Below are 21852 nucleotides of genomic sequence, written 5' to 3'. Positions count from 1 at the left end.
CGTTCGCGACGAGTGCGCTAAATGTGCGGTGCCTCACGTTACCGTACTGGCGACGGGTGGCACTATCGCTGGAACTGGCGCGAGCGAAACGGAAAACCACCGGCTACAAGTCCGAAGTCCTCACTGCGGACGTTCTATTGAAGTCGGTTTCGTCGCTTGGAAAAGGCGCAGGTGTCTGGCGAGCAGGCGCTGAACCTCGGAAGCGAGAACATCACTAATGAAATTTTGCTGAAGCTGGCCAGGCGGGTAAATACACTTCTGGCTCAACCTGACATCGCTGGTGTGGTCATCACGCATGGAACAGAGACGCTCGAAGAAACGGCCTACTTCCTCAACCTCGTGGTGAAAAGCGACAAGCCCGTGCGCCGGCCCGAATCCTCGCCCGACCGCCAACTCAGGTTGAACGGTTGTCGAGCTGACTGGCAAAGCAAGTTCGCTTGACCGTCGTTATTCGTGCCGCGCACGCTGCCTCGTGCTCAGGTGCAAAGGAGCTCACGCCTGCTGATTCCGGTGTCGATTTACGGGTCTTGCAACCAGGACGGCGTGTGCTATTGGGACTCGATTGCGTCGAGCCGCGCCTGCGCCGTCTCATCAGGATGCTGACGCTGATACGCCTCGAACACATGTGAGCAAAGTTGCGCCAATGCAGCAAGATGTACCGCCTGGTCGGGATGCTCTACCTCACCCGCGTTCAGCAAGTCGTCGAGTACAGGAGCAAGACGGCGCAGTTGCCGGAAAGTGGCGTCGTCAAGTTTCATGTTGGGTTTCCTATCTTCGGCCGATATCGCACAGGCGGTACGAAACTGGCTCACACCTATTCTTAAGCCCCCTATCACCGGAGGGAGCCGGCGGCCCACCGGCTTTTTTAAGTCTCTGCTTGGAAGGCATGCATCAAGGCTCTGCGCCAGATTTTGCACGGCCAACCGCGGTCAGCACGCCCGGGTCGGATGCGTGCTCTTTCAGGGCGGTGCCCCGTTGGGTCCGCCCGGTCCCGTGTTGTTATTTGGCGAGCTGGCAGGTCTTGGAATCAAAGCCAAGCGTCATGCTCTTCGTCACCTTGGGTATGACAGCCATGGGTTCGTCCGGTTTTCGGTCTAGATAGGTGACGACGATGGAGCTGCCATGGAACACAATCGACCGCGGCATGATGCGGTCGCCAAGGAAGATAGCGTTGGTCTTACTGCAGTCACTGAATGCCACCGCTACGTACTTGAAAATGCCGCTACCGCCTGGTTCGTCCGCCAGGAATAACGCGGCAGCAGGCTTCGAGTCAAGCCGGCCACCGACGGGCTTGCCGAACACACGCGTCACGTGTTGCGTCGCCGAGCCAGGCGCGGCCGGTATCGCTCGCTTGCCATTCGACAACTTCACGTCTTCGTTGTTGATGCGGAAGGTCGCATTCTCGTAGTCGACATCGACAGTTCCAGCCTGGGCCCGGACGGCTACCAGCACGAGGCAGGTCGCGATTGCGGCGGTGGTCAACTGCTTCCTCATGATTCATGCGCTCCGTCAGGAAACGTCTGCCGCGTAGTCGCGAAGTGAACGTTCCGAAGTTGTTGTTCTTCGGGCCGCTCTCGCCCGGCCTAACGCAGGGTGAGGTGCGTTGTGCGCGGCGACTGGAATCACGTCACGACGACGTGGTCGCAGAACCACTCGTTGAATGTGTCAAAGCCCTGCATGGTCAGCCCGAGCCGGTGCGCATTCTCGCAGGCCCGCACCAGCATCCAGCACGCGGCTTCCTCGAGGTCGGCTTCGAAGTCCGGCGCATTGGTTTTGTCAAAGTGCCGCAGCGCTGTGGCCACACAGCTCTCCGCGGCATTGAAGGCCAGGCGGCCCACCGGCCGGCCGTGCAGCTTCGTGTGCGCCAGGTCGGCCGCATCGAACTGCCAGTCCACGCCCGCCGGCGTGCCACAGCGTCTCGCCCAGTATACGTTCGGCCGCGATGGTCAGGGTGATAGCTGAAGCGAAGCGATGGCGCTCTAGAGCGACGGGTTTCGACGCGAGATGTGATAGAGCTGTCGCGCAGAGCAGCATCACATCGGATGTCGCCTGTGACTGAGTGGTTTCACATCAGTCTCCTCCGCGCTAGCCGTGGCTATCGACCCACGCACGACACCATGAAAGGCCTGCTGATTCTGCCTCTTCATTAGTATCGAAGGCGCCAAGCACTCCAGACGCCTCTACAACCTTCGAGTCGCGCATGATTGTGCCGCTTCCGGCGAATCGTTCCGGTCGCATGATATCTTCCTGCTGCAGGATGGCATGGCCCCACAGCGTGTACCCACGATATTTCTCAGTTTGCATCTGTTGACCTCTAAAGGTCGTCCGTACCGCTTCTTATCAGTGATTGCCTCAACTCTAGCGGCTCGACAAGTATCTACTGCTTGAGCCGTTGGGTGTCGATTCCGGCCATCTTCAACGTAGCGTCAATCATCTTCAGTTCCTGGACGAAATCGAGTGCCCATTCTTCGCCGTCGCAGCGCACGGTCATGCCGTTGTGCATCGAAATCAGATAACGCGCCTTGAACAAGGCATCGACAAGCTTCGATTCTCGTTCGGCTTCCCGAACCCACTCGTCCGCTCTCATGATGGAATCTCCTCTGAACAAAAGGAAGCTGGATGTTGAGCCGAGCGCGCGATGTCGCGAAGCCAGTTCCCCAAATAAAAGTGACAGTTCACCGCAATGAAATTGCGTGTACTATACTGTATAAATATACAGGTTTTTGATGCAACATGCCCAGCGCTTTAGCTACCGCCGAAGAGATACATCCGTCCTTGTGGCGTGCGTCGCAGCTCGCGCGTGGCCGTGGGCGGGTCATTGAGACCGGCTATCCCGCGCTGTCTGCCGAACTTCCCGGCGGGGGCTGGCCGCTCGGAGCGCTCGTCGACCTGATGGTGCAGCAAGCGGGTGTGGGCGAATTGCGGCTGTCGCGCCCCGCGCTGAGTGCCGCAGGCAATCGACCCGTTGCATTCGTTCAGCCGCCGCATACCCCGGACGGACTTGGACTTAGCTACATCGGACTTTCCATTGAGCAGGTCCTGCGGGTCAAGGCGCAGAAAACCGCGGATGCGCTCTGGTCAGCCCAAAAGGAACTCGGAGACATACGCCGCAGTATTTGCCAGCAACTCCACAACGAAGCGTTTATCGCGGCTGCCTCGCACGGGTTGTTCTTTCGAGTCGAATCATTGAGGGCTGGGAACAGGCAACCGTCATTGCCTTCTTTCGACAGAGCACCGTTGACCTACTGGTTGCTGGATTGAATCAGCAAGGCTGCTATGCGTCACGTAGTTGAAACGCTCTCTGCGACTACGGTACCGATGAATTGTCCTCATTACTGGATAGTCGGTGACTCTACGACCCCTCACTTTCATACGCGTGTACGAGTCCCTTCGGTCAGGCCAAAGCCGACAAACTACGATAGCGTGAAGCACTCGCGCAGTTACATCTTTATGTAACCCGTCACGCAAAGCCGCCGCGGTGGATTGGAAATGTGAAGGAGCCGCTGAAAGTTTCCGATTGCAGACGCGATTGATGGTGGTCCTGCTGGCAATGGTGCGTCGACGCCTGCAGGAATAGTCGCTGGTATAAAGCTGTTCGCCAGACTAGCCATAAAAAGAGCAATCGATGCGCGCATCGGTGGTCGTGGCATTTGCGGCAGCGGCGTAGTGATTGTCGCGTACTGACTTACAGACGCACCCCGACGAACCAAGGCGCCTGCTCTCTCTCAGGCACTTTGCTGTTCAGCGCCCGGCCGCGGAACGCCTCATTTGCGCTAGACTGGCTTTGAGCAACCGGAGGGAGACCTAGATGATACGCAAGACGCTCAATGCCTCGCAGCTTCAGCAGGAGGTCAACCGGCGAATCCATCGACTGCGGGAAATAGTCGAGGATGGCGTGAAGATTCGTGTGCCGCGGCCACAGTTGCAAGAAGCTGACAAGACAGGCTGCAACTGGAACATGACCCACTTCGGCAACGCAGTCGGCTTCGAGCGCGACATCGAGGGCGTGCTCAAGGCCGTGCGTGCGGAATACAACCTTAGTACCGAAGTGAAAGACACCGGCAACCCGTTTGGGGACTAGCCGCAGAAGATATCGGAGTAGGAAGAATAGTAGCCGGCTTCTTGTGATAGAGCTGCTTGACAGCGAGCTTGCCGCAATAAGTGACAGCGGCACTGCCCAGTGGTTGCGCCAACTGCGAGTGCTGGTTTCCTTTTTCTTGCGCATGCACCGGTGCGCTATCGTTCCTGAATGACGAACCTGGCACATGGGAACGATATGTATTATCGCTGGATAGGCGTATTCACGATGTTTCGCGGTTCGCCTGCCACGTAGGCTGAAATGTTGTCCAGGAGCTGGTCGGCAAGCGCTTGAATCGCCTCTTCGCTCGCCCAAGCCACATGAGGCGTCAGGATGAACGCTGGATGATTCAGAATTTCATTCAGTGGATTGTCTTCCGACAAGGGCTCCCGGGTAACAACGTCAAATCCGGCGCCAGAAATCAGGTTGCGGTTCATGGCCCTAACTAGCGCTGCCTCGTTCACTAGCCCACCACGTGCTGTGTTGATGAGCAGTGGCCGTCGCTTCATCGTAGCAAACTCGGCGTCGTCGATGAGGTCTCGAGTCTGTTCGTTCAGCGGGCAATGAAGAGTAATGATGTCAGACTCTTCAAGGACTTTTTCAAACGGGGTGTATAGCATCCCCATGTCGTCGCGCCCTTTGAAAGCTGAGAATAGGACTTTTAGCCCCAACGCTCTGCCGATTTCTGCCGTCGCTTTCCCTAACGCACCGTCGCCGATGATGCCAAGCGTGGAACCCGCCAAGTCTTTGATGGGATAGTCGAAGAAACAGAATTGGCCGGACTCTTGCCAGCGGCCGGCTTGTACCGCCGAGCAGTATGCAGTCAGGCTTCGCCGCAGGGCAAAAATCAGTGCGAACGTGTGCTCGGGTACCGTGTGCACCGCATAGTTCCTCACGTTGCAGACTGAAACACCCATCTGATTGCATACACCCGTGTCGACGTTATCGGCGCCGGTTGCGGCAATAGCGATGAGCTTAAGCTTTTTCGCTTGGGTAATCACATCAGCACCGAGCTTTACCTTGTTGGTAATTACGATGTCAGCGTCGCGAACTCGGTCAAGAACCTGGTCAGACGTCGTAGTTTCGTGGAGCTCGAGCTCGTGATTGAAAGGAAGTTCTTTAAGTTTTGTGGTCGGCGGAATGGTCGAGCGGTCGAGGAAGACGACTCGCAAAGGAGAGGATGATGGATTCATTTGTATTGGGCCTGTTAGCTAACAAAAAGGGGCGGCTCCCGCCAATCGCGCGCTACGGAGGCGGTAAGGCGGCAGCTTCGGGAGTTCGTGGCGGACCCCAGCGATGCTGAAGGTAAGACTTGACCCTAGAGTGCCTCAACCTCGAGTGTTGACCGGAGAATCGTCCGAAGAGGGGTGTCGATAGGGAAAAGCAAAGGGTTCGGGACGCAACGACCGCTCCGGACCCTTGCTCACTTCTCGGTGACCTCAACGCGACTTTGAGGGCGCTTTACGGTGTCAATGAAAACCCGTTTCAATCGTCTTGTGGTCCTTGCGAGAGTTGAGTTTTGAAAGTTTCGCGGTTGAGGGCCTTTTCCCATTTTGCAACGACTATCGTCGCAATGCCGTTGCCGATGACGTTAATGATGGCTCCCCCCTCCGAAATGAACCGGTACACCCCCAGTACCAACACCAAGCCCGCTACCGGGATGCCGGGTACCGAACTCAGTGTAGCTGCCAGAACAATGAATGCACCTCCGCTGACGCTCGCGGCGCCCTTCGACGTGAGCAACAGAACTAGCATAAGAGTAAGTTGATGTCCGAGGCTAAGTGTACTGTCGGTAGCTTGCGCGATAAAGATTGCCAGAACCGTCATGTTGATACAACTTCCGTCGAGGTTGAACGAGTATCCAGCAGGAACTACCAGTCCGACGACAGACTTGTCACAGCCCAGTTTTTCGAGCTTTGCCATGAGCCGAGGCAGAGCGGACTCCGACGAGGACGTGCCAAGGACAAGAAGCAGCTCGTCCCGGATATAGCGCAGAAACGCTATCAGACTAAATCCAGCGAGGCGGCAGACTGCCCCCAGAACAACAAACACAAAGACAAGGCCGGTGAGGTAGTAGGTGAGTAGCAACTGACCATAGGAACCCAGCGACACAACACCGTATTTGCCGATGGTGAAGGCAATTGCACCAAACGCACCGATCGGCGAGACATACATCACGATGCGGACCATGTTGAAGAAGGTGTTCGCGCCGGCGTCAATTACTGAAAGCAAAGGCTTGCCGCGTTCACCGAGCATCTGGAGTGCGAAGGCGAAGATAATAGACACGAACAGCACCTGCAAAATGTCGCCCTCTGCAAATGCCCCAAACACCGTTGTTGGGATAATGTGGGATATAAAGCCGACAACGCTTTGGTCGTGAGCAGCCTTTGTGTAGGCGGCAATAGCTGAAACATCGAGTGTGCGCGGGTCCAGATGCATTCCGCTGCCAGGCTTCAATATGTTGACTGCTATCAGGCCGATGGCAAGGGCCAGCGTCGTCATTACCTCAAAATAGATGAGTGATTTGACGCCGACGCGACCAACCGACTTTATGTCGTTCATGCTCGCGATGCCGTGGACCACGGTACAGAAAATCAATGGAGCAATCATGAGCTTGATGAGCTTCAGGAAGTTGTCTCCTAAAGGCTTCATTGCTTCGCCGACGGACGGATAGAAGTGTCCGAGAATAATGCCCAGGACCACCGCTATCAAGACTTGAATGTACAGGTGGTGGAACCACCGCTTTCGGGTGCGAGGGGCGGGCTGCGGGTGGACTGATGCCTCCGTTGCAATGCTCATGATGTGTCTCCTACATCGTTACTGGATTCGGGTCGGCTTATGCGCCGTTCACCGGGTTTGAACCAATACTGAAAATGCTTCCTGACTCTGGTTAGCGTCTTGTTTGTTCGAACCGTACGACGCGAACCGGCATAAAGTTCGCAAGACGAGGAGCCTGTCAGTCGAGATTACGTGTACCAAGCGACGCCTCCCTTTACTGCGTTATTCCTGGAGGTCTGCGATTTCAATCAAGTTGAAGTCGGGGTCGCGGATATAGACAGAGCGGATTTTCTGGGTGGCACCGGTGCGTTCAACTGGTCCTTCGATGATTGGGCAGTTGCATCGCTCAAGGTGTGTGACAACGTCGTCTAACCGAACACCTGCGACAAAGCACAGGTCGAGCGCACCGGGAACAGGTAGATGCGCATTTGGCTCAAACTCAGAACCTCTCACGTGTACGTTTATTTTCTGATTGCCAAACCGGAAAGCAATGCGTCCTTCACCGAATGTTTCGAGTTGCATCTGCATGACTTCCGTGTAAAAGCGCTTCGTGACTTCGAAATCAACGCACGTTAAGACCAGATGGTCCAGATGGTCAATGAACCCCACGTCAGACCCCCGTTTCAAATGCGCGTTGCTCAGGACGACCATCACTGGCGAGAGATGGCATAGGGTGCAGGTCCATGCGCCGACCCGCCTTAAGCAATTGACTTGGCACATCGTGCCCAATAAGTCTTGGAAGCAGAGCCGAGGCAGCAAGCAGGTCCGGAATGTTCACGCTGGTGTTGTAGCCGTCGAGTTCCAGCATATGCACAAGCTCTTCCGTGCAAACGTTGCCAGTTGCCCCTGGCGCATACGGGCAGCCGCCGAGGCCGCCAAGCGAAGCGTCGAAACGGTCGATGCCTGCTTTGAGCGCGGCGAGTGTGTTGGCGAGAGCCATACCGCGCGTGTTGTGGAAGTGCAGGGTCAACTCGAGCGCAGGGAATCGCTCGCACGCGGCTTGGCACAAGGCGCGAACTTGTGAGGGAAACGCCATACCGGTAGTGTCGCAGAGCGTGACCCCGTGCACACCGAGGTCCGCGAAACGCTGCATCCAGGCGAGGACTTCCTGTTTAGCAATGTCGCCCTCCATCGGGCATCCCATTGCAGTGGAGAGGGAGACGTTTATCGCGACCTCGGTTTGGTTCACGACGCTAATAACGTCACGAAGTTGCGCGAAGGATTGTTCGCGGCTCATGCGCAAGTTGGTGCGGTTGTGGCTTTCGCTGACCGACATCACAAGATTCACTTCATCCACGCCGCAGGACAATGCGCGCTCGGCACCGCGAATGTTGGGAACAAGGACCGTGTAAATTACGCCTTCGTGCCGCTTGATTTGGTGCATAACCGCTTCAGCATCACGTAGGGCTGGTATCGCCTTCGGAGATGTAAACGACGTTACTTCGATTTTCGCGTATCCGCACTTGCTTAGCCGGTCGACCAGGGCAATCTTATCGTCGGTATCGACGAATTGGGCTTCATTCTGGAAACCATCGCGAGTGGCGACTTCGTGGATAAAAATGGGTTGACCTTTCATCATCACGCTCCTTTCAGATAATGCCGTGAGAACGCCATGATTCGCGCGTCGCGGCGTCTATGCCGAGCCTTTCAAGTACAGCGTCCGTATGCTGACCGAGTGTCGGCGCAGATGAATTAACAGTGCCTGGGGTTGCGCTGAGTTTTGGCACAATCCCCGGTACTTTTACTGGAGTTCCGTCGGGCAGTTGTGTGTCGAGAATCATGTCTCGGGCAAGGTAGTGCGGGTCGCTTGCGATGTCTTCTACGTCGTAGATTTTCCCAGCGGGGATTCGAGCTTCATTGAGCGCGGCCAGAACGTCGTCGAGCGACTGACTCGCCGTCCATTCAGCGATGGCTGCATCGATGCGCTCGACATTCTTTACCCGGCCGTCGTTTTGTGCGAGCGCTGGGTCTTCCGCGAGGTCACGACGACCGATAAGGTCCATCAGGCGGCGGAAGATGCTATCGCCGTTGCCCGCAATCAGAGCGTACTTTCCGTCGATGCAACGATAAGCGTTCGAAGGTGCGATGCCGGGCAAGCTGCTGCCCGCAGGCTGGCGCACGGCGCCGAAGACAGAATATTCGGGCAGCAGGCTCTCCATCATATTGAAGACCGACTCGTAGAGCGCAACGTCTATAAGTTGCCCCTGGCCGCCATTCTGGTCGCGATGACGCAGCGCCAGGAGAATGCCGATTACGCCGTGCAGTGCGGAGAGCGAATCGCCGATGGAAACGCCGACGCGTACTGGCGTGCGCCCAGGTTCACCGCTGAGGTGTCGAAGGCCGCCCATCGCCTCGGCTACGACTCCAAACCCGGGGCGGTCGCGGTATGGCCCCGTCTGCCCGTAGCCCGATACGCGCAGCATGACAAGACGTGGATTGAGCGCATGCAGTTCGTCCCAGCTGAGTCCCCAGGCTTCGAGCGTGCCGGGACGAAAGTTCTCAATCAGAACGTCGCTTTCCGCGATGAGCTTGCGAGCTACGTCTTGACCTTCAGGCGAACGGAGGTCGAGCGTGACCGATTCCTTGTTGCGCGATTGCGTGGCCCACCACACCGAGGTGCCGCCATGCAATAGACGCCATTTGCGCAGCGGGTCGCCGGCGCCGGGAGGTTCGATTTTGGTTACGTGCGCTCCGAATTCAGCGAGCATTTTCCCGGCGAAGGGGCCGGCAATGAGCTGCCCCATCTCGAGCACGCGTATACCTGCGAGCGGTTTTGTCACGGCTGTCTCCTGTGAAGCTTCGTTTTACCGATGCTTCACTGTGCGACAAGCCGACGCCCGTGAAAATCGAAGAATTTTCCAGCACCCTTTCCATTTTGGAAAGGGTTGGAATTACGCTTCTTTCCGACCCGACATGAAGTTGAACAGGCGGACTGCCTCAGGCGACAGCGCTTCGAGAGACCGGGTGCCAATCCAGAGTGTCCTGATTGCCCAGTCGTCGACAAGCTGAACGGGCCGCAGGCCCGCGGCGAGAATCTCGTTTCGAACCGCGGCTTCAGGCAAGACGCCGATACCCAAGCCTTGCTCAATCATTCGGCAGATACCATCGAAACTGCTTACCTGGATGCGAACCTTGAGCGTCTGCTCAGCGGTGATTGCCGCGGCGAGTAAACGGGCGAGTAGTGAGCTTCCCTCGTTCAAGCCGACGTACTCGAAGTCGAGTGTGTCGACAAATGCGACCTGTTGAAGGGTCGCGAGCGGGTGGCCATTCGGCACGAGCAAGACAAGCTTGTCCTGCCTATAGACGGCCTTCTCAATATTTGGGGCTGGAACATTGTCCGCGAAGATGCCAATGTCGGCATCACCGCTTGTCACTGCGGCCACTATTTCTCCACTGAGCCGTTCCTCCAGCGAGATTTTGACGGTGGGGTTGTCGGAAAGGAAGATACGTACATCGCGCGGCAAAAATTGGACGATGGCGGAGGTGTTTGCCCACATCCGCACGTGCCCACGAACCCCCGTTGAATAGTCACTCATTTCGTTGGCCATGCGGTTTACGCGCTCAACCACCTGCCGTGCGTGGGCGAGCAACCCTTTGCCTGCAGCGGTCAGTTCGACGCCGCGCGGTTGCCGGAGGAGGAGCGTGCACTCGGTGCTTCGTTCGAGCTCAGCGATTCGCTTGCTGGCTGCAGACAGGGTCATGTTCGTGCGCTCAGCAGCTCTAGTCAGGCTACCGAGTTCGGCAACGACGATAAAGAGTCTGAGCGACTGCAGGTCGTAGTGAAAAAAGCTCGACATAGGGTGACCAATGGGAAGTTACATACATACTAGCTCAGCCGCTAGTTTTGAAACCGGAGCCTCAAGTTCGACGACTCGAAAGCAGAAGATATGGGCAGCAGAAAAGCGCTGCAGCGTTGCTATTCGATAGCAACATAAGCCACACATTCGCGACTGGACAGCTTGCGCTACATTTCCTTGGCAGTGCGCCTTGGACGGTTGCCACCGGCTCTCGTATTCTCAGGCCTTGAAAGCCCGCGCTTTCTTTGCGCGCAGTTCGCCTCCCGTTGGCAGCACCGCGTAACAGCTGGTGGAAATAGCGAATTCGTATCACAGAGATACCGAATCCGGACTGTACATATCAGATTCGAAACCTGAGGATATGCCGGGTAGGGTAAGCGGGACCATCAGATGACCGCACCATCAACTGACTGTATTGGGAGCATCCATGGTCGACGTCAAGCGGGAAAAGCTCGAACTGCTCGTTCACGGTGTGTCTTTGAGTATCGCGGCGATACATAGGCCCGGTGTAGGCGAGCCTGTAATTTTTCTCCATGGGTTCGGTTCTACCAAGGAAGACTACGCCGACATGGCGAGACTGCCAGCGTTTTCCGGACGCCCGTTCATTGCCTACGACGCGCCAGGCTGCGGCGAGAGCGAATGTAGCAATCTTTCGGCAGTATCTATGCCATTTCTCGTCGATACCGCACGAGGAGTGCTGACGCGTCTGGAGGTAGAGCAATTTCATCTGGTTGGGCACTCGATGGGCGGCCTTACGTCGCTAATGCTCGCTCACGAGGAAGGCGAACGCGTCCTAAGCTTCATCGACATCGAGGGCAACGTCGCACCTGAAGACTGCTTCTTGAGCAGGCAAATCACGAGCCATCCGTCCGACAACCCTTACCAGTTCTTTGCCGACTTCATCGACCGGAACTGGAAAGCCAACGACTTCTCGAGCTCTTTGTACGCGGCAAGCCTCCGACACAAGGTCCGTGCAGAAGCCGTTCACGGAATCTTTACGTCGATGGTTGAGCTTTCCGACCATGGCGACCTCCTTACGAAGTTCGTCGAACTGCCGTGTCGAAAGATGTTTATGTATGGCGAGCAGAATGCCGGCCTGTCCTACCTTTCGTGCTTGGAAGAATCGGGTGTGACGCTAGCATGCATTTCGGACTCCGGCCATTTTCCGATGTACTCCAACCCCGTCGAGATGTGGAAAAGAATCGCGTTCTTCCTTGGGTATGTCGTTCCCCAGTAACCATCAGGCCGAGACTCGACACGCCAAACTTTCCCGCTGCGTCGCCGTAAGGCAGTCATAGGCGCCTAAACACTCGAGGCGGGTCTGGTACGTGCGCGTTTTGCGTGCGAAACTACTGCATCGACCATCGGATGGTGGCGGTTCGGATTCCATGCAAGCGCAGCGGTCACGACCATGACGCGCTCCTTCAGCGGGCGGAAGACAACATTCTCGGAAGCAAGCTTGCGCGTTGACGCCGGCACGAGCGCGACTCCTTGCCCGCAGCCGACGTAAGCGATTTGTGACGTCACTGAGCGAACCTCGTGCAAGACCCGGGGTGCGAAGCCATGGGACTGGCAGACCGCCGTCAGAAAATCAAAGTAAGCCGGGCTCACCTGTCGCGAGGACATGACAAGTGATTCGTCGGCCAGTGACCGCAACCGGACCCGGGAGAGCTTTGCAAAGGGATGGTCCCGCGGCACCGCGACTGCAAGTCTGTCCTCGGCCAGTGGCATCGTTGCGATTCCATGGCCGACATTCCCATCCAGCCTCACAAACGCCACATCGAGTTCGCCTGCCTCCAGGGCCGGTACTGCCTCGACGCTGTCAATCTCCCGAATGAAGACCGTCAGGTCTGGGTATTCGTGCTTCAACGCATTCAAAACCTCAGGCACCGTTTCGAGCATGGCCGAAGTGATTGCGCCGACCTGCAGCACACCGGTCTGCCCAGCAGCGACCTCTCGCACTACTCGCTCAAGGCGCTCCACCTGGTCGGCGAACTGGCGAACGGCCGGCAGAATCGCGGCGCCGGCTGCGCTCAGTTGCGTGCCGCGGCGGGAGCGCTCGAACAGGTTTAATTTCAGCGACTGTTCGAGCACTTTTATCTGCTCCGTCAGCGGCGGCTGTGACATGTTTAAGCGCTGCGCGGCCCGCCCGAAGTGTTTCTCCTCGGCGACTGCAAGAAACATCCAAAGTTGGCGGATTAGACGGAAATCAATGGTTGCCATTTCAATGGACCTTATTGTCAAACCAATACCGGGTCTCGGACGGCCGGGGAATATTGGCTCCGTGCGGACGTGCTGAGTCATCCGTGAATCGTATCAGACAGATACCTGATTGCGAATTTACATATCAGGGCAATGAGCCGACGATTGGGTATCGTTCACTCGGACCATCGCCAAATGACCCATACTTCAACGCTTGACCGGCTGGCGTCACTCGACACCAACACAGTTTCTGATGCACTCGACTTCCTTGGTCTTCCAGGTGCGACCTATGGCTTGCGTCCACTCTGGGATTGCCCGAAGGTTGTCGGCCGGGCGAGCACCATCCTCCTTGGCCCCAAGACCGATGCGACTCCGACAGTTCACCTCATCTCGCCTGTTATCGACGCTGTAACAACGGATGACCGCGTTCTGGTTATCGGCGGTGGCCTGGAGGGAATCTCCTGCTGGGGAGACATCCTTGCTAATGCCGCAGTTGCGAAGAAAATTCGCGGCTCAATCATCGATGGCGTAAGCAGGGACATCGAGGGTAGCGAGTCCATCGGCTATCCGGTCTTCGGCCGCGGCGTCACGATGATAAGCGCCAGAAATCGCGTCGTTCAGATTGACTCCGGGAAGCCCGTCCAGATTGACGGGGTAACCGTGCACGAGGACGACTATGTGGTCGCCGACCGTTGCGGCACGGTATTTGTGCCTGCTTCTCGAATCGAAGAAATACTCGACTTGGGCGAGCGAATCACACGTCGGCAGGATGGCATGGTGGCCGCGGTTCGTGCGGGACGCTCCGTCGCCGAAGTGATGCACGACAAAGAATTCGAAGCAATTCGCACACAATAATCTTCCTCGGAGTGATGCACATGACGAACCCTCAGAAGGCGAGCGCAGAAGACAAAGAGTTGGTTGCGCTCTTCGATGGCCTCGACACCCCAGGCGTGTCGGACGCATTGGACAAGCTTGGTCTACATGGCCAGGCATTCAACATCGCGCCACTAGCCGACTATGCGTACCCCATCGTTGGACCGGCGTTCACGGTCAAGTACATACCCGCATCTGTTCCGCCGGGCACCGTCGGAGACTTCATCGACGACGTTGCAGAAGGTGATGTGGTCGTAATTGATAACGATGGCCGGACCGACTGCACGGTATGGGGTGACATCATGACCCAGTACGCTGGGTTGCGAGGAGTTGCTGGCACCGTCATTGACGGAGTCTGCCGTGATGTTAGTAAGGCGTTGGGCGACGGCTATCCGCTCTTCACGGCCGGTAGATTTATGCGTACAGGCAAAGACCGCGTACAGGTCGAATCTGTCAACACGACAATCGCGGTCGGAACGGTACGAGTCGCTACTCGGGACATCGTGGTCGCTGACGCCAACGGGGTAGTCATTGTGCCGCGCGCTCGCGCTCGAGAAGTCGCCGAGGAGGCACGACAAATTGAATCTGTCGAAAGCTCCATCCGCGAACGTATCGCAAACGGCGCGACGATTCGCGAGGCGCGGACCGCACTCGGCTATCACACACTGCAACGGAAAGCATCATGACGAACACGACTATTGCTTACGACGAGGCGTCCCTTGCGCAAGCCCGGCGCCTTGGCACGTCCACCCTATATGAGGCGTCCGGAATTTCGACGGCCTCGGTGGACCCCGCGATTCGAACAGTTTGGCCCGGCGCTTCGGTTGCTGGCGCGGCCTATCCTGTCGAGTGCGCGCCGGGTGACAACCTTGCGATTCACATCGCTATGGAACGTGTGCCACTTGGCAGCGTTCTCGTCGTATCGGCGTCCGGTTTCATAGCCGGCTACTGGGGGGAGGTGCTCACTGTCGCTGCTGAAGCAGCGGGCGTGGTGGGTTTGGTCATCGATGGTGGTGTACGAGACATTGCGGCGCTTACGGCGCGCAAATTCCCGGTGTTCGCGCGTGGCGTCTCTGTGCGCGGAACGCTAAAAGACAGCGTGCCGTCGGTTGGGCGCAGATTAAACTTTGCCGGTACGCCAGTAGCTCTTGGAGACCTGGTGGTGGCCGATGACGACGGCGTTATTGTTATCCCGGCGGAACGCGTCCAGTCGACTCTGTCAGACGGGCAGGCACGAGCCGATAAGGAGGTGAAAATGATGGACGCACTAGCTAGCGGTCGCTCCACTCTCGACCTGCTCGGCCTGTCAAATTGGAGGCAAGCCTGATGGCAGCGTCCGCTCACGAACTGAACCGTTTCCTTGCAGCAGCGAAGCCCTCGGCCACCTATGGTGTAATCGACCGGGTTGCGGCCAGGCGCGCACAAGGAGTCGATATCATATCCTTGAGCGCCGGCGAGCCGGACTTCGATACGCCTGAACACGTAAGAGAGGCGGGCATCGATGCAATTCGACGCGGCCACACCCGATATACGCAGGTCGCAGGCTTACGAGCGCTGCGCGAGACGGTGGCCGAAAAATTTCGTCGCGAAAACGACCTTGATGTCGACTGGCGGCAAACCATCGTTTGCACGGGCGGGAAGCAGGTCATCTTCAACGCGCTCGCCGCCACGCTCAATGAAGGCGACGAAGTCATCATTCCTGCACCGTACTGGGTGAGCTATCCGGAAATAGTTCAGCTATGTGGCGCAACGTCGATACTCGTCGAGTGCGGAGTACAAAGCGGTTTTAAGCTCACGTCGGAACTGCTTGAGGGAGCAATCACTTCTCGCACCCGATGGCTCATTCTCAATTCGCCCTCTAACCCGACCGGGGCTGTGTATAGCCGGTCGGAGTTGCTGGCATTAGCGCAGGTGCTGCTTGCTCACCCGCTGGTCATGGTTCTTTCGGACGACATTTACGAGCATCTCGTGTTCGATGACTTGGGGTTCTCTACTATCGCTCAGGTAGAGCCACGGTTACGCGACCGCGTTCTCACGATGAATGGAGTATCGAAGGCGTATGCAATGACCGGATGGCGAATTGGTTTCGGGACCGGTCCGACATGGCTTATTGATGCCATGGAGAAGCTCCAGGGGCAGCAAACGTCAGGTGCCTCCTCCATCTCGCAATATGCCGCCATGGCCGCGCTCAGCGGCCCACAGGACTTCGTTCGTGAATCGCGCTTAGCCTTCCAACACCGGCGCGACTATTTGGTGGCACAGCTCAATGCAGCGGAAGGCCTGCGATGCGAGATACCCCAGGGTGCGTTCTACGCGTTTGCCTCGTGCGAAGGACTTATTGGCAAGGTCACTCCGGCAGGCCTACGGCTGACGTCAGACGAAGACGTGGTCAATGGGCTGCTGGACCATGCGGGCGTCGCGACCGTTCACGGGAGTGCCTTCGGCCTTGGGCCATACATTCGTATCGCCTACGCGCTTGATGACGCGGCTTTGCACCGGGCGTGCGAATCAATCAAGCGATTCTGCGAAACCCTTTCGAACTGAGCTGCGCAGAAGGCTAACCGCCCGTCTGCATCGTCGAGTCCGGGTGTCGTGAACGCGAAGCTCGCGGTGGCCGACATCACAACCGGAATCACCGGCATCCTCGGCGAGCACATCGCCGACTATTATTGCTATGAGACGCTCGGTTGGGGAAAAGGATGGGAAGCGCACGACCAGGGGCTGCTCGGCAAATGGTCGCATGAGCCGGGCGCTGAGATGCCAGGGAAGCTGAATGACCACGGTAAGCTGAACAAGCTCTTCGATTTGCGGCCGCGAGGTCACGGCATTGATGGCGTCTGGCGCGCGAACCCGGGAACGAACGAAGGGAAGCCGTTTGCTATCGTGGAGGCGAAGTCGTCGAAGGTCGACAAGCCGATGAAGGACCCGGAAGGAAAGCGGAATATGTCGCCGAAGCTTGGCGTGGCATCACGCATCAAGGACGCAGTGCGCCCTAGAGCAGACGAGTTGCTTGAGCCTCCGGTGGATGCTGCTGGTGTTGCGCCGCCCCCTTGTTTCAGGGGGAAAAAGAGGGGCGGCAACGGACCAGTCAAGACTGGAGCCCCTTCGCCGGGCAACGCGCCGGCGGGCACAGCAAGTAGGCCTGCAGGTAAAAGGTTGCCCAGATGAGTGAGGATTGGATTTCACAGAACCTGGAAGGAGCGGTTGGTACGGGCTTGGCAATACATATTCTGAAAGGCGGATATGTCCGACATATCGTCTATGTTCCGTTTTACCTGCCATGTGCGGTGAAGCACGAAGCAGCGTTGCTTGCCGGCAAGGAGCAGGACCATGGCGAACACGATATTCCGCCAACGCATCACTATCGTGAAGTGGAAGTGGCGGAAGCAGTGAGCTAAACAAAACATACGCATTGCCAACATGGCTTACGCTCGGACTGATTCATCAAGCGTTAGCTGTCGACGGTTTCGGGAGCGTAGTGCTTGACGACAAAAAGCCAAGGCGAATTCTCTCGAACCGGTTCACGGAGTCAGCGCGCGGTAGTTCGCTTTCATTATTCCTTGCAGCGGCCACACGAGCAAATTGGAGTACGCAGGAGCTACGAGCCGCCATCACGGCAGCCCGCGAAGTCGCTCGGATGGCGATTGTCCCCGAGGAGCGCACCCTCTACGCGGAATTGTTTGCAGCGACGACGGCCGGTTAAGCTGACTAGCGAATTTGCGCTCAGAATTGGTTTGACACCGGCCGTTCAATTGAGGGGGCGAACATGCTCACAACCGACGAATTCGCGTATTTCGCGTATGGCTCGAACATGTCGGCACGCCGATTGGTCGCAAGGGTGCCGTCTGCGAGGGTCGTCGCGTCAGGGTTCGTAAGCGGATGCAGACTCGCGTTCGACAAGGTTAGTATGGGCGGGTCGGGCAAATGCGATTGCGAGAACAGTGGGGTTGCTGGCGACAGAGTGTACGGTGTCATTTTCGGAGTGGCCTTGCGAGACCATCCGGTGCTCGACAGATTCGAGGGGGCAGGCGCGGGTTATGAATCTAAGACAGTACAGATTGAAACCGCTGCTGGCGGCTTGGCCGCGCTCACATACATCGCGACGAGCAAACGGTTGGGCCTAACGCCGTATCACTGGTACAAACAGCATGTATTCATTGGCGCCCGTGAGGCTGGCCTTCCAGCCAGCTATATTCGTGCCGTCGAAGCCGTCGCATCCGTTGACGACCCCCAGCACTCAAGGGCCGAGAAGGAGGCTCGTCTGTACGACTGATTGGGCAAGGGCGCTAGGCCAGATGTTGTTTGCAACTGGCTTTTTTTAGGCCAGCTTTGTTTGCGATGCCGGCAGCTAAGTCTTTGATTTTGCAACGGGTAGATTTGACGCAGATACAACTCTCTTGTATCCAATTGCCATTGTAATTGTTGCAACGCCCTAGAAGACGCCATTCGCCCGGATGTTTGTTGTTGCGCTTGCGTGGCCATTGCGCAATCAAATCAGCCGGTTAGCGAGATTGGGACGAGAAGCCCCTCCAAGTTGGGCCAGTTTGTTTTGTGAAAAGCTAGCTGGGACAGGTTTGATTGCGATAGGACAGGTATTGTTTGCGTGCCACCAGCACGCTGGAACTGCTGTTGGATGCGAGGTGCCGGGTGGTAACATTTGTTGTCATCCTTATCGACCGTTCGCCCGGTACATCCGCATGCCAGACAGTTTCGACCAGCTCGCCGCCCTGATCCGGGCGCGCTTTTCCGAACTGAGTCCGCAGTTCCAGATGGGAGCGGGTTTCCTGCTCGACCATCCCGACGAGGTTGCGGTCTCGTCCATGCGCAAAGTGGCGGAACGGGCGCAGGTGCAACCGGCTTCGCTGGTGCGCCTGTCGCAGCAACTCGGTTTCCCCGGTTGGAACGAATTGCGCAACCTGTTCGTCGCGCGCGTGCGCACGCGGCCCGAGCCGCTTACGAGCCGCGCGCGTTCGCTCGTCAAATCGAAAGACGCACTGGCGAACGATCTGCTGGTCGCTCAACAACACAATCTCGAGGTCACCGCCGCGCATAACGGCCGTGTAATCGTGGAAGGCGCGCGTCTGTTGCGGCGCGCGCCGCATGTGCACGTGGCCGGCTTCCGCTCCTGTTACGCGGTCGCATTCGGCCTCGTGTACGGTTACCGGCTGTTCCGTTCCTCGGTGTCCCTGCTCAACGGCGAGGCCGGCACGCTGGAAATGCAGTTGCGCACGATCGAGCGCGACAGCGCGACCATCGTGATCAGCTTCGCGCCGTATTCGGTAGAAGCCGCGCGCGTAGCTGAAGCCGCGCTGGAAAAGGGCAGCAAGCTGATTGCCATCACCGACAGCGCCGTATCGCCGATCGCCTTGAATGCCGACAAGGTGCTGATCTTTTCGCACGAGAGTCCGTCGTTCTTTCCGTCGCTGGTGGCGGCTACGGCGTTGGCCGAGTCGCTGGTCGCGCATCTGCTTGCGCTGGAAGGCGCGGATGCGGTCGAACAACTCGCCATCGCCGAGCAGTCGCTGCACGCGAAGGGCGCGTACGTGCCTTGAACATTCCCGTCTGAATCGAGCGGAGTCCGTGTGCGACACAGCTCCGCTCCATCTGGTTCGGCATCGCGCCGTTTGACAACAAATGTTGTTTTAACGTATAAATACGTACCGATTGTTGAATGGGTGCGAATGGTGGCTTCGAAGCAGGGTTTGAGTCTTTTGCAGGTGAGCGGCGAGCCGTATGACATCGGCTACCAGTTAGGTGAGTTCGCGCGTCCGGTTTTCGGCGACTACATGAAACAGAGCGGCGCATGGCAGGCGGTTCGGCGCTGGCGCGGCACTCCGTTCGTGCGGGAACTGCGCGACGCGGCGCAGGCGCATTTCCCGGCGCTGCTCGCTGAACTCGACGGCATGGCGGCGGGCCTCGGCTGGCCGGCGGAAGACGTGTTTCTCTGGAACTGCCGCGGCGAACTGATTCACAACGCGCCGGACGGTTGCACCACGTTGGCGGCGGTCGTTGGCGACACGCGCTTCATCGCGCATAACGAAGACGGCGATCCGTTTCTGCGCGAGCGTTGCGCGCTGGTCGAGGTTCGGCCGGCCGGCAAGCCTGGCTTCGTGAGTTTCTATTACCCCGGATCGCTGCCGGGACACACCTTTGCCGTGAGCCGCGCCGGCGTCGTCCAGGCGATCAACAATTTGCGCATTCGCACGCCCGTCGCCGGCGTGCCGCGCATGATCCTCGCGCGTGCCGTACTCGATGCGGCTTCGCTCGACGAAGCGTTGCACATTCTGCGCGACACGCCGGCCGCGAGCGGCTTTCATCACACGCTCGGCTGTGCGGGCGACGCGCGCATCTTCAGCGTCGAAGCAAGCGCGCAGCGATGTTCCGTGCAAACCGTGCCGCACCGCTACGGCCACGCGAACCACATGATTCATCGCGGCTGCGAAGCCGAAGCGCAAATCGTCACGGATTCCTCGCGAGACCGTCAATTGCGTGTGGAGGCCTTGTTGCCCGCGATCGCCCACCCGTTGCAACCCGCCGCCTTGCTCGACGTCTTACACGACCGCGCGCCCTCGGGCTTGCCGATCTACCGCGACGATCCGCTCGATCCGGACGACGAAAACACGCTCGCCACCGCGCTCTTCGACATCGGCATTGCCGGTGTGTCGATGAAAGTCTACCGGCAAGGGCAGTGCGCATTCGACACCTTCATCGCCCGCACGGCATCTGAACAAGCCGGCGCCTAAGCGCTTGCCGAAACCACAGGAACCGAACACCATGACCACCGTTTTTCATCGCTCGCCGAAACAGTCGCTGCCGGTCGCCGTCGCGGGCGACGGCATCGAGATCATCGATTCCACCGGCAAGCGGTATATCGACGCGTCCGGCGGCGCCGCCGTCTCGTGTCTCGGCCATAGCAACCAGCGCGTGATCGACGCGATCAAACGGCAGTCGCAGCAGTTGCCGTACGCGCACACATCATTCTTCACCACCGCGCCCGCCGAAGAACTTGCCGACCGCCTGGTGGCGAGCGCGCCGCAAGGGCTCGAACATGTGTACTTCGTGTCCGGCGGATCGGAGGCGATCGAGGCGGCGCTGAAACTCGCACGCCAGTATTTCGTTGAGAAGGGCGAGCCGCAGCGCCGTCTTTTCATCGCGCGTCGCCAGAGTTATCACGGCAATACGCTGGGCGCGCTGGCGATCGGCGGCAATGCGTGGCGCCGCGAGCCGTTCCTGCCGATCCTGATCGAAGCGCATCACGTGAGTCCGTGTTACGCGTACCGCGAGCAACGTGCCGACGAAACCGAAGAGGGCTTTGCCCAGCGTCTCGCCGACGAACTGGAGCGGAAGATTCTGGAACTCGGCGCGGACACGGTCGCCGCCTTCGTCGCGGAAACGGTGGTCGGCGCGACGGCCGGCGCCGTGCCGCCGGTGCGCGAGTACTTCCGCAAGATTCGCGCGGTGTGCGATCGCTACGGCGTCCTGCTGATTCTCGACGAGATCATGTCGGGCATGGGCCGCACCGGCTACCTGTATGCCTGCGAGGAAGACGGCGTCGCGCCGGATATCCTGACCATCGCCAAGGGGCTCGGCGCCGGCTATCAACCGATCGGCGCGACGCTCGTGAGCGAGCGGATTTATCAGGCGATCGTCGGCGGCTCGGGGTTCTTTCAGCATGGCCATACCTACATCGGCCACGCCACCGCCTGCGCGGCGGCGCTCGAAGTGCAACGCGTGATCGAAGAAGACAAGCTGCTGCCCAACGTGCTGGCGCGCGGCGAACAGTTGCGTGGCCGGTTGCGCGAGCACTATGCGCAACATCCGCATATCGGCGACGTGCGCGGACGCGGGCTGTTCGTCGGCGTCGAACTGGTCAAGGACCGCGCCAGCAAAACGCCGTTCGACGCCGGCCTCAAGCTGCACGCGGCAATCCGGCGCGAGGCGTTCGCGCGTGGTTTGATGGTGTATCCCATGGGCGGCACGGTCGACGGCCAGATCGGCGATCATGTGCTGCTGGCGCCGCCATTCATCTGCACCGAGCGCGACATCGACGAAATCGTCAGCCGGTTCACGGATGCGGTTAGCGGCGCGCTGTTGTCCGCCATCTGAGAACTACGACACCACCAC

The 21852-nt window shown here is 58.4% G+C and carries 26 protein-coding genes; 14 read left to right on the top strand and 12 right to left on the bottom strand.

The window, feature by feature from the left end; genetic code table 11:
* Window positions 1-156 precede the first annotated feature (156 nt).
* Window positions 157-441 carry an asparaginase domain-containing protein gene (locus tag P0D96_RS40830; protein ID WP_408179951.1) on the top strand — a complete coding sequence of 95 codons (285 nt, stop codon included), beginning with the start codon at window positions 157-159 and terminating at the stop codon, window positions 439-441.
* Between the two features lie 107 nt (window positions 442-548).
* Here P0D96_RS40830 and P0D96_RS40825 read toward each other — a convergent pair whose 3' ends face one another.
* The 5 genes from P0D96_RS40825 to P0D96_RS40805 form a co-directional block, all read right to left on the bottom strand.
* Window positions 549-758, bottom strand: a complete 210-nt coding sequence (locus P0D96_RS40825) for a hypothetical protein (RefSeq protein WP_408179952.1) — start codon at window positions 756-758, stop codon at window positions 549-551.
* Between the two features lie 241 nt (window positions 759-999).
* Window positions 1000-1494 carry a hypothetical protein gene (locus tag P0D96_RS40820; RefSeq protein ID WP_408291674.1) on the bottom strand — a complete coding sequence of 165 codons (495 nt, stop codon included), beginning with the start codon at window positions 1492-1494 and terminating at the stop codon, window positions 1000-1002.
* A gap of 128 nt (window positions 1495-1622) precedes the next feature.
* Complete coding sequence (locus tag P0D96_RS40815) at window positions 1623-1895, bottom strand: hypothetical protein (RefSeq protein WP_408179954.1); 273 nt, start codon at window positions 1893-1895, stop codon at window positions 1623-1625.
* Window positions 1896-2085: 190 nt separating this feature from the next.
* Window positions 2086-2304: a hypothetical protein gene (locus P0D96_RS40810; RefSeq protein WP_408291672.1), complete on the bottom strand. Its 219-nt coding sequence runs from the start codon at window positions 2302-2304 to the stop codon at window positions 2086-2088.
* A 73-nt stretch (window positions 2305-2377) separates the two neighbouring features.
* Window positions 2378-2587, bottom strand: a complete 210-nt coding sequence (locus P0D96_RS40805; protein ID WP_408291670.1) for a hypothetical protein — start codon at window positions 2585-2587, stop codon at window positions 2378-2380.
* A 188-nt stretch (window positions 2588-2775) separates the two neighbouring features.
* Between P0D96_RS40805 and P0D96_RS40800 the strand changes: the two genes are divergently transcribed.
* Both P0D96_RS40800 and P0D96_RS40795 read left to right on the top strand, forming a co-directional pair.
* Window positions 2776-3261 carry a hypothetical protein gene (locus P0D96_RS40800; protein ID WP_408291668.1) on the top strand — a complete coding sequence of 162 codons (486 nt, stop codon included), beginning with the start codon at window positions 2776-2778 and terminating at the stop codon, window positions 3259-3261.
* A gap of 547 nt (window positions 3262-3808) precedes the next feature.
* The gene (locus P0D96_RS40795) at window positions 3809-4081 is read left to right on the top strand and encodes a hypothetical protein (protein WP_408179958.1); all 273 of its coding nucleotides are present in this window, start codon (window positions 3809-3811) and stop codon (window positions 4079-4081) included.
* A 200-nt stretch (window positions 4082-4281) separates the two neighbouring features.
* Here P0D96_RS40795 and P0D96_RS40790 read toward each other — a convergent pair whose 3' ends face one another.
* The 6 genes from P0D96_RS40790 to P0D96_RS40765 form a co-directional block, all read right to left on the bottom strand.
* A complete protein-coding gene (locus tag P0D96_RS40790) occupies window positions 4282-5271 on the bottom strand; it encodes a D-2-hydroxyacid dehydrogenase (protein WP_408179959.1) in 990 nt (329 codons plus the stop codon).
* A gap of 292 nt (window positions 5272-5563) precedes the next feature.
* A complete protein-coding gene (locus tag P0D96_RS40785; RefSeq protein WP_408319514.1) occupies window positions 5564-6877 on the bottom strand; it encodes a dicarboxylate/amino acid:cation symporter in 1314 nt (437 codons plus the stop codon).
* A 201-nt stretch (window positions 6878-7078) separates the two neighbouring features.
* The gene (locus P0D96_RS40780) at window positions 7079-7465 is read right to left on the bottom strand and encodes a VOC family protein (protein ID WP_408319512.1); all 387 of its coding nucleotides are present in this window, start codon (window positions 7463-7465) and stop codon (window positions 7079-7081) included.
* 1 nt (window position 7466) lies between these two features.
* Window positions 7467-8432: a hydroxymethylglutaryl-CoA lyase gene (locus P0D96_RS40775; RefSeq protein WP_408319518.1), complete on the bottom strand. Its 966-nt coding sequence runs from the start codon at window positions 8430-8432 to the stop codon at window positions 7467-7469.
* Window positions 8433-8445: 13 nt separating this feature from the next.
* A complete protein-coding gene (locus P0D96_RS40770) occupies window positions 8446-9636 on the bottom strand; it encodes a CaiB/BaiF CoA transferase family protein (protein ID WP_408179963.1) in 1191 nt (396 codons plus the stop codon).
* A 111-nt stretch (window positions 9637-9747) separates the two neighbouring features.
* Window positions 9748-10653: a LysR substrate-binding domain-containing protein gene (locus P0D96_RS40765; RefSeq protein ID WP_408179964.1), complete on the bottom strand. Its 906-nt coding sequence runs from the start codon at window positions 10651-10653 to the stop codon at window positions 9748-9750.
* A 427-nt stretch (window positions 10654-11080) separates the two neighbouring features.
* Here P0D96_RS40765 and P0D96_RS40760 point away from each other — a divergent pair, with 427 nt between their 5' ends.
* Window positions 11081-11890, top strand: coding sequence for an alpha/beta fold hydrolase (locus tag P0D96_RS40760; protein WP_408319510.1), 810 nt, complete (start codon window positions 11081-11083; stop codon window positions 11888-11890).
* 65 nt (window positions 11891-11955) lie between these two features.
* Here the strand turns inward: P0D96_RS40760 and P0D96_RS40755 are convergent, their stop codons facing one another.
* Window positions 11956-12876, bottom strand: coding sequence for a LysR substrate-binding domain-containing protein (locus tag P0D96_RS40755; protein ID WP_408179966.1), 921 nt, complete (start codon window positions 12874-12876; stop codon window positions 11956-11958).
* 174 nt (window positions 12877-13050) lie between these two features.
* Between P0D96_RS40755 and P0D96_RS40750 the strand changes: the two genes are divergently transcribed.
* From P0D96_RS40750 to P0D96_RS40705, 10 genes are all read left to right on the top strand, one after another.
* Entirely contained in the window at window positions 13051-13710 is a 660-nt protein-coding gene (locus P0D96_RS40750; protein ID WP_408291658.1) for an RraA family protein, read from the top strand.
* Window positions 13711-13730: 20 nt separating this feature from the next.
* Window positions 13731-14414 carry an RraA family protein gene (locus P0D96_RS40745; RefSeq protein WP_408319508.1) on the top strand — a complete coding sequence of 228 codons (684 nt, stop codon included), beginning with the start codon at window positions 13731-13733 and terminating at the stop codon, window positions 14412-14414.
* Complete coding sequence (locus tag P0D96_RS40740; RefSeq protein WP_408179969.1) at window positions 14411-15055, top strand: RraA family protein; 645 nt, start codon at window positions 14411-14413, stop codon at window positions 15053-15055. Before P0D96_RS40745 ends, P0D96_RS40740 begins: the two co-directional genes overlap by 4 nt.
* Window positions 15055-16272 carry a pyridoxal phosphate-dependent aminotransferase gene (locus tag P0D96_RS40735; protein WP_408179970.1) on the top strand — a complete coding sequence of 406 codons (1218 nt, stop codon included), beginning with the start codon at window positions 15055-15057 and terminating at the stop codon, window positions 16270-16272. The genes P0D96_RS40740 and P0D96_RS40735 overlap by 1 nt, the downstream gene beginning before the upstream one ends.
* A 48-nt stretch (window positions 16273-16320) precedes the next feature.
* Window positions 16321-16896 carry a hypothetical protein gene (locus P0D96_RS40730; protein WP_408179971.1) on the top strand — a complete coding sequence of 192 codons (576 nt, stop codon included), beginning with the start codon at window positions 16321-16323 and terminating at the stop codon, window positions 16894-16896.
* Complete coding sequence (locus P0D96_RS40725) at window positions 16893-17126, top strand: hypothetical protein (RefSeq protein ID WP_408179972.1); 234 nt, start codon at window positions 16893-16895, stop codon at window positions 17124-17126. The genes P0D96_RS40730 and P0D96_RS40725 overlap by 4 nt, the downstream gene beginning before the upstream one ends.
* A gap of 368 nt (window positions 17127-17494) precedes the next feature.
* The gene (locus P0D96_RS40720) at window positions 17495-18001 is read left to right on the top strand and encodes a gamma-glutamylcyclotransferase family protein (protein WP_408179973.1); all 507 of its coding nucleotides are present in this window, start codon (window positions 17495-17497) and stop codon (window positions 17999-18001) included.
* Window positions 18002-18425: 424 nt separating this feature from the next.
* On the top strand, window positions 18426-19280 hold the full coding sequence (locus P0D96_RS40715) for a MurR/RpiR family transcriptional regulator (protein WP_408179974.1): 855 nt from the start codon (window positions 18426-18428) through the stop codon (window positions 19278-19280).
* 129 nt (window positions 19281-19409) lie between these two features.
* Entirely contained in the window at window positions 19410-20471 is a 1062-nt protein-coding gene (locus tag P0D96_RS40710; protein ID WP_408319505.1) for a C45 family autoproteolytic acyltransferase/hydrolase, read from the top strand.
* Window positions 20472-20502: 31 nt separating this feature from the next.
* Complete coding sequence (locus P0D96_RS40705; protein ID WP_408319503.1) at window positions 20503-21834, top strand: aspartate aminotransferase family protein; 1332 nt, start codon at window positions 20503-20505, stop codon at window positions 21832-21834.
* The last annotated feature ends 18 nt before the right edge of the window (window positions 21835-21852 follow it).

It is taken from the genome of Paraburkholderia sp. RL17-347-BIC-D, from assembly GCF_046027915.1.
In the GTDB taxonomy this organism is placed as follows: domain Bacteria; phylum Pseudomonadota; class Gammaproteobacteria; order Burkholderiales; family Burkholderiaceae; genus Paraburkholderia.
This window is presented reverse-complemented; position numbering and strand designations above follow the sequence as displayed.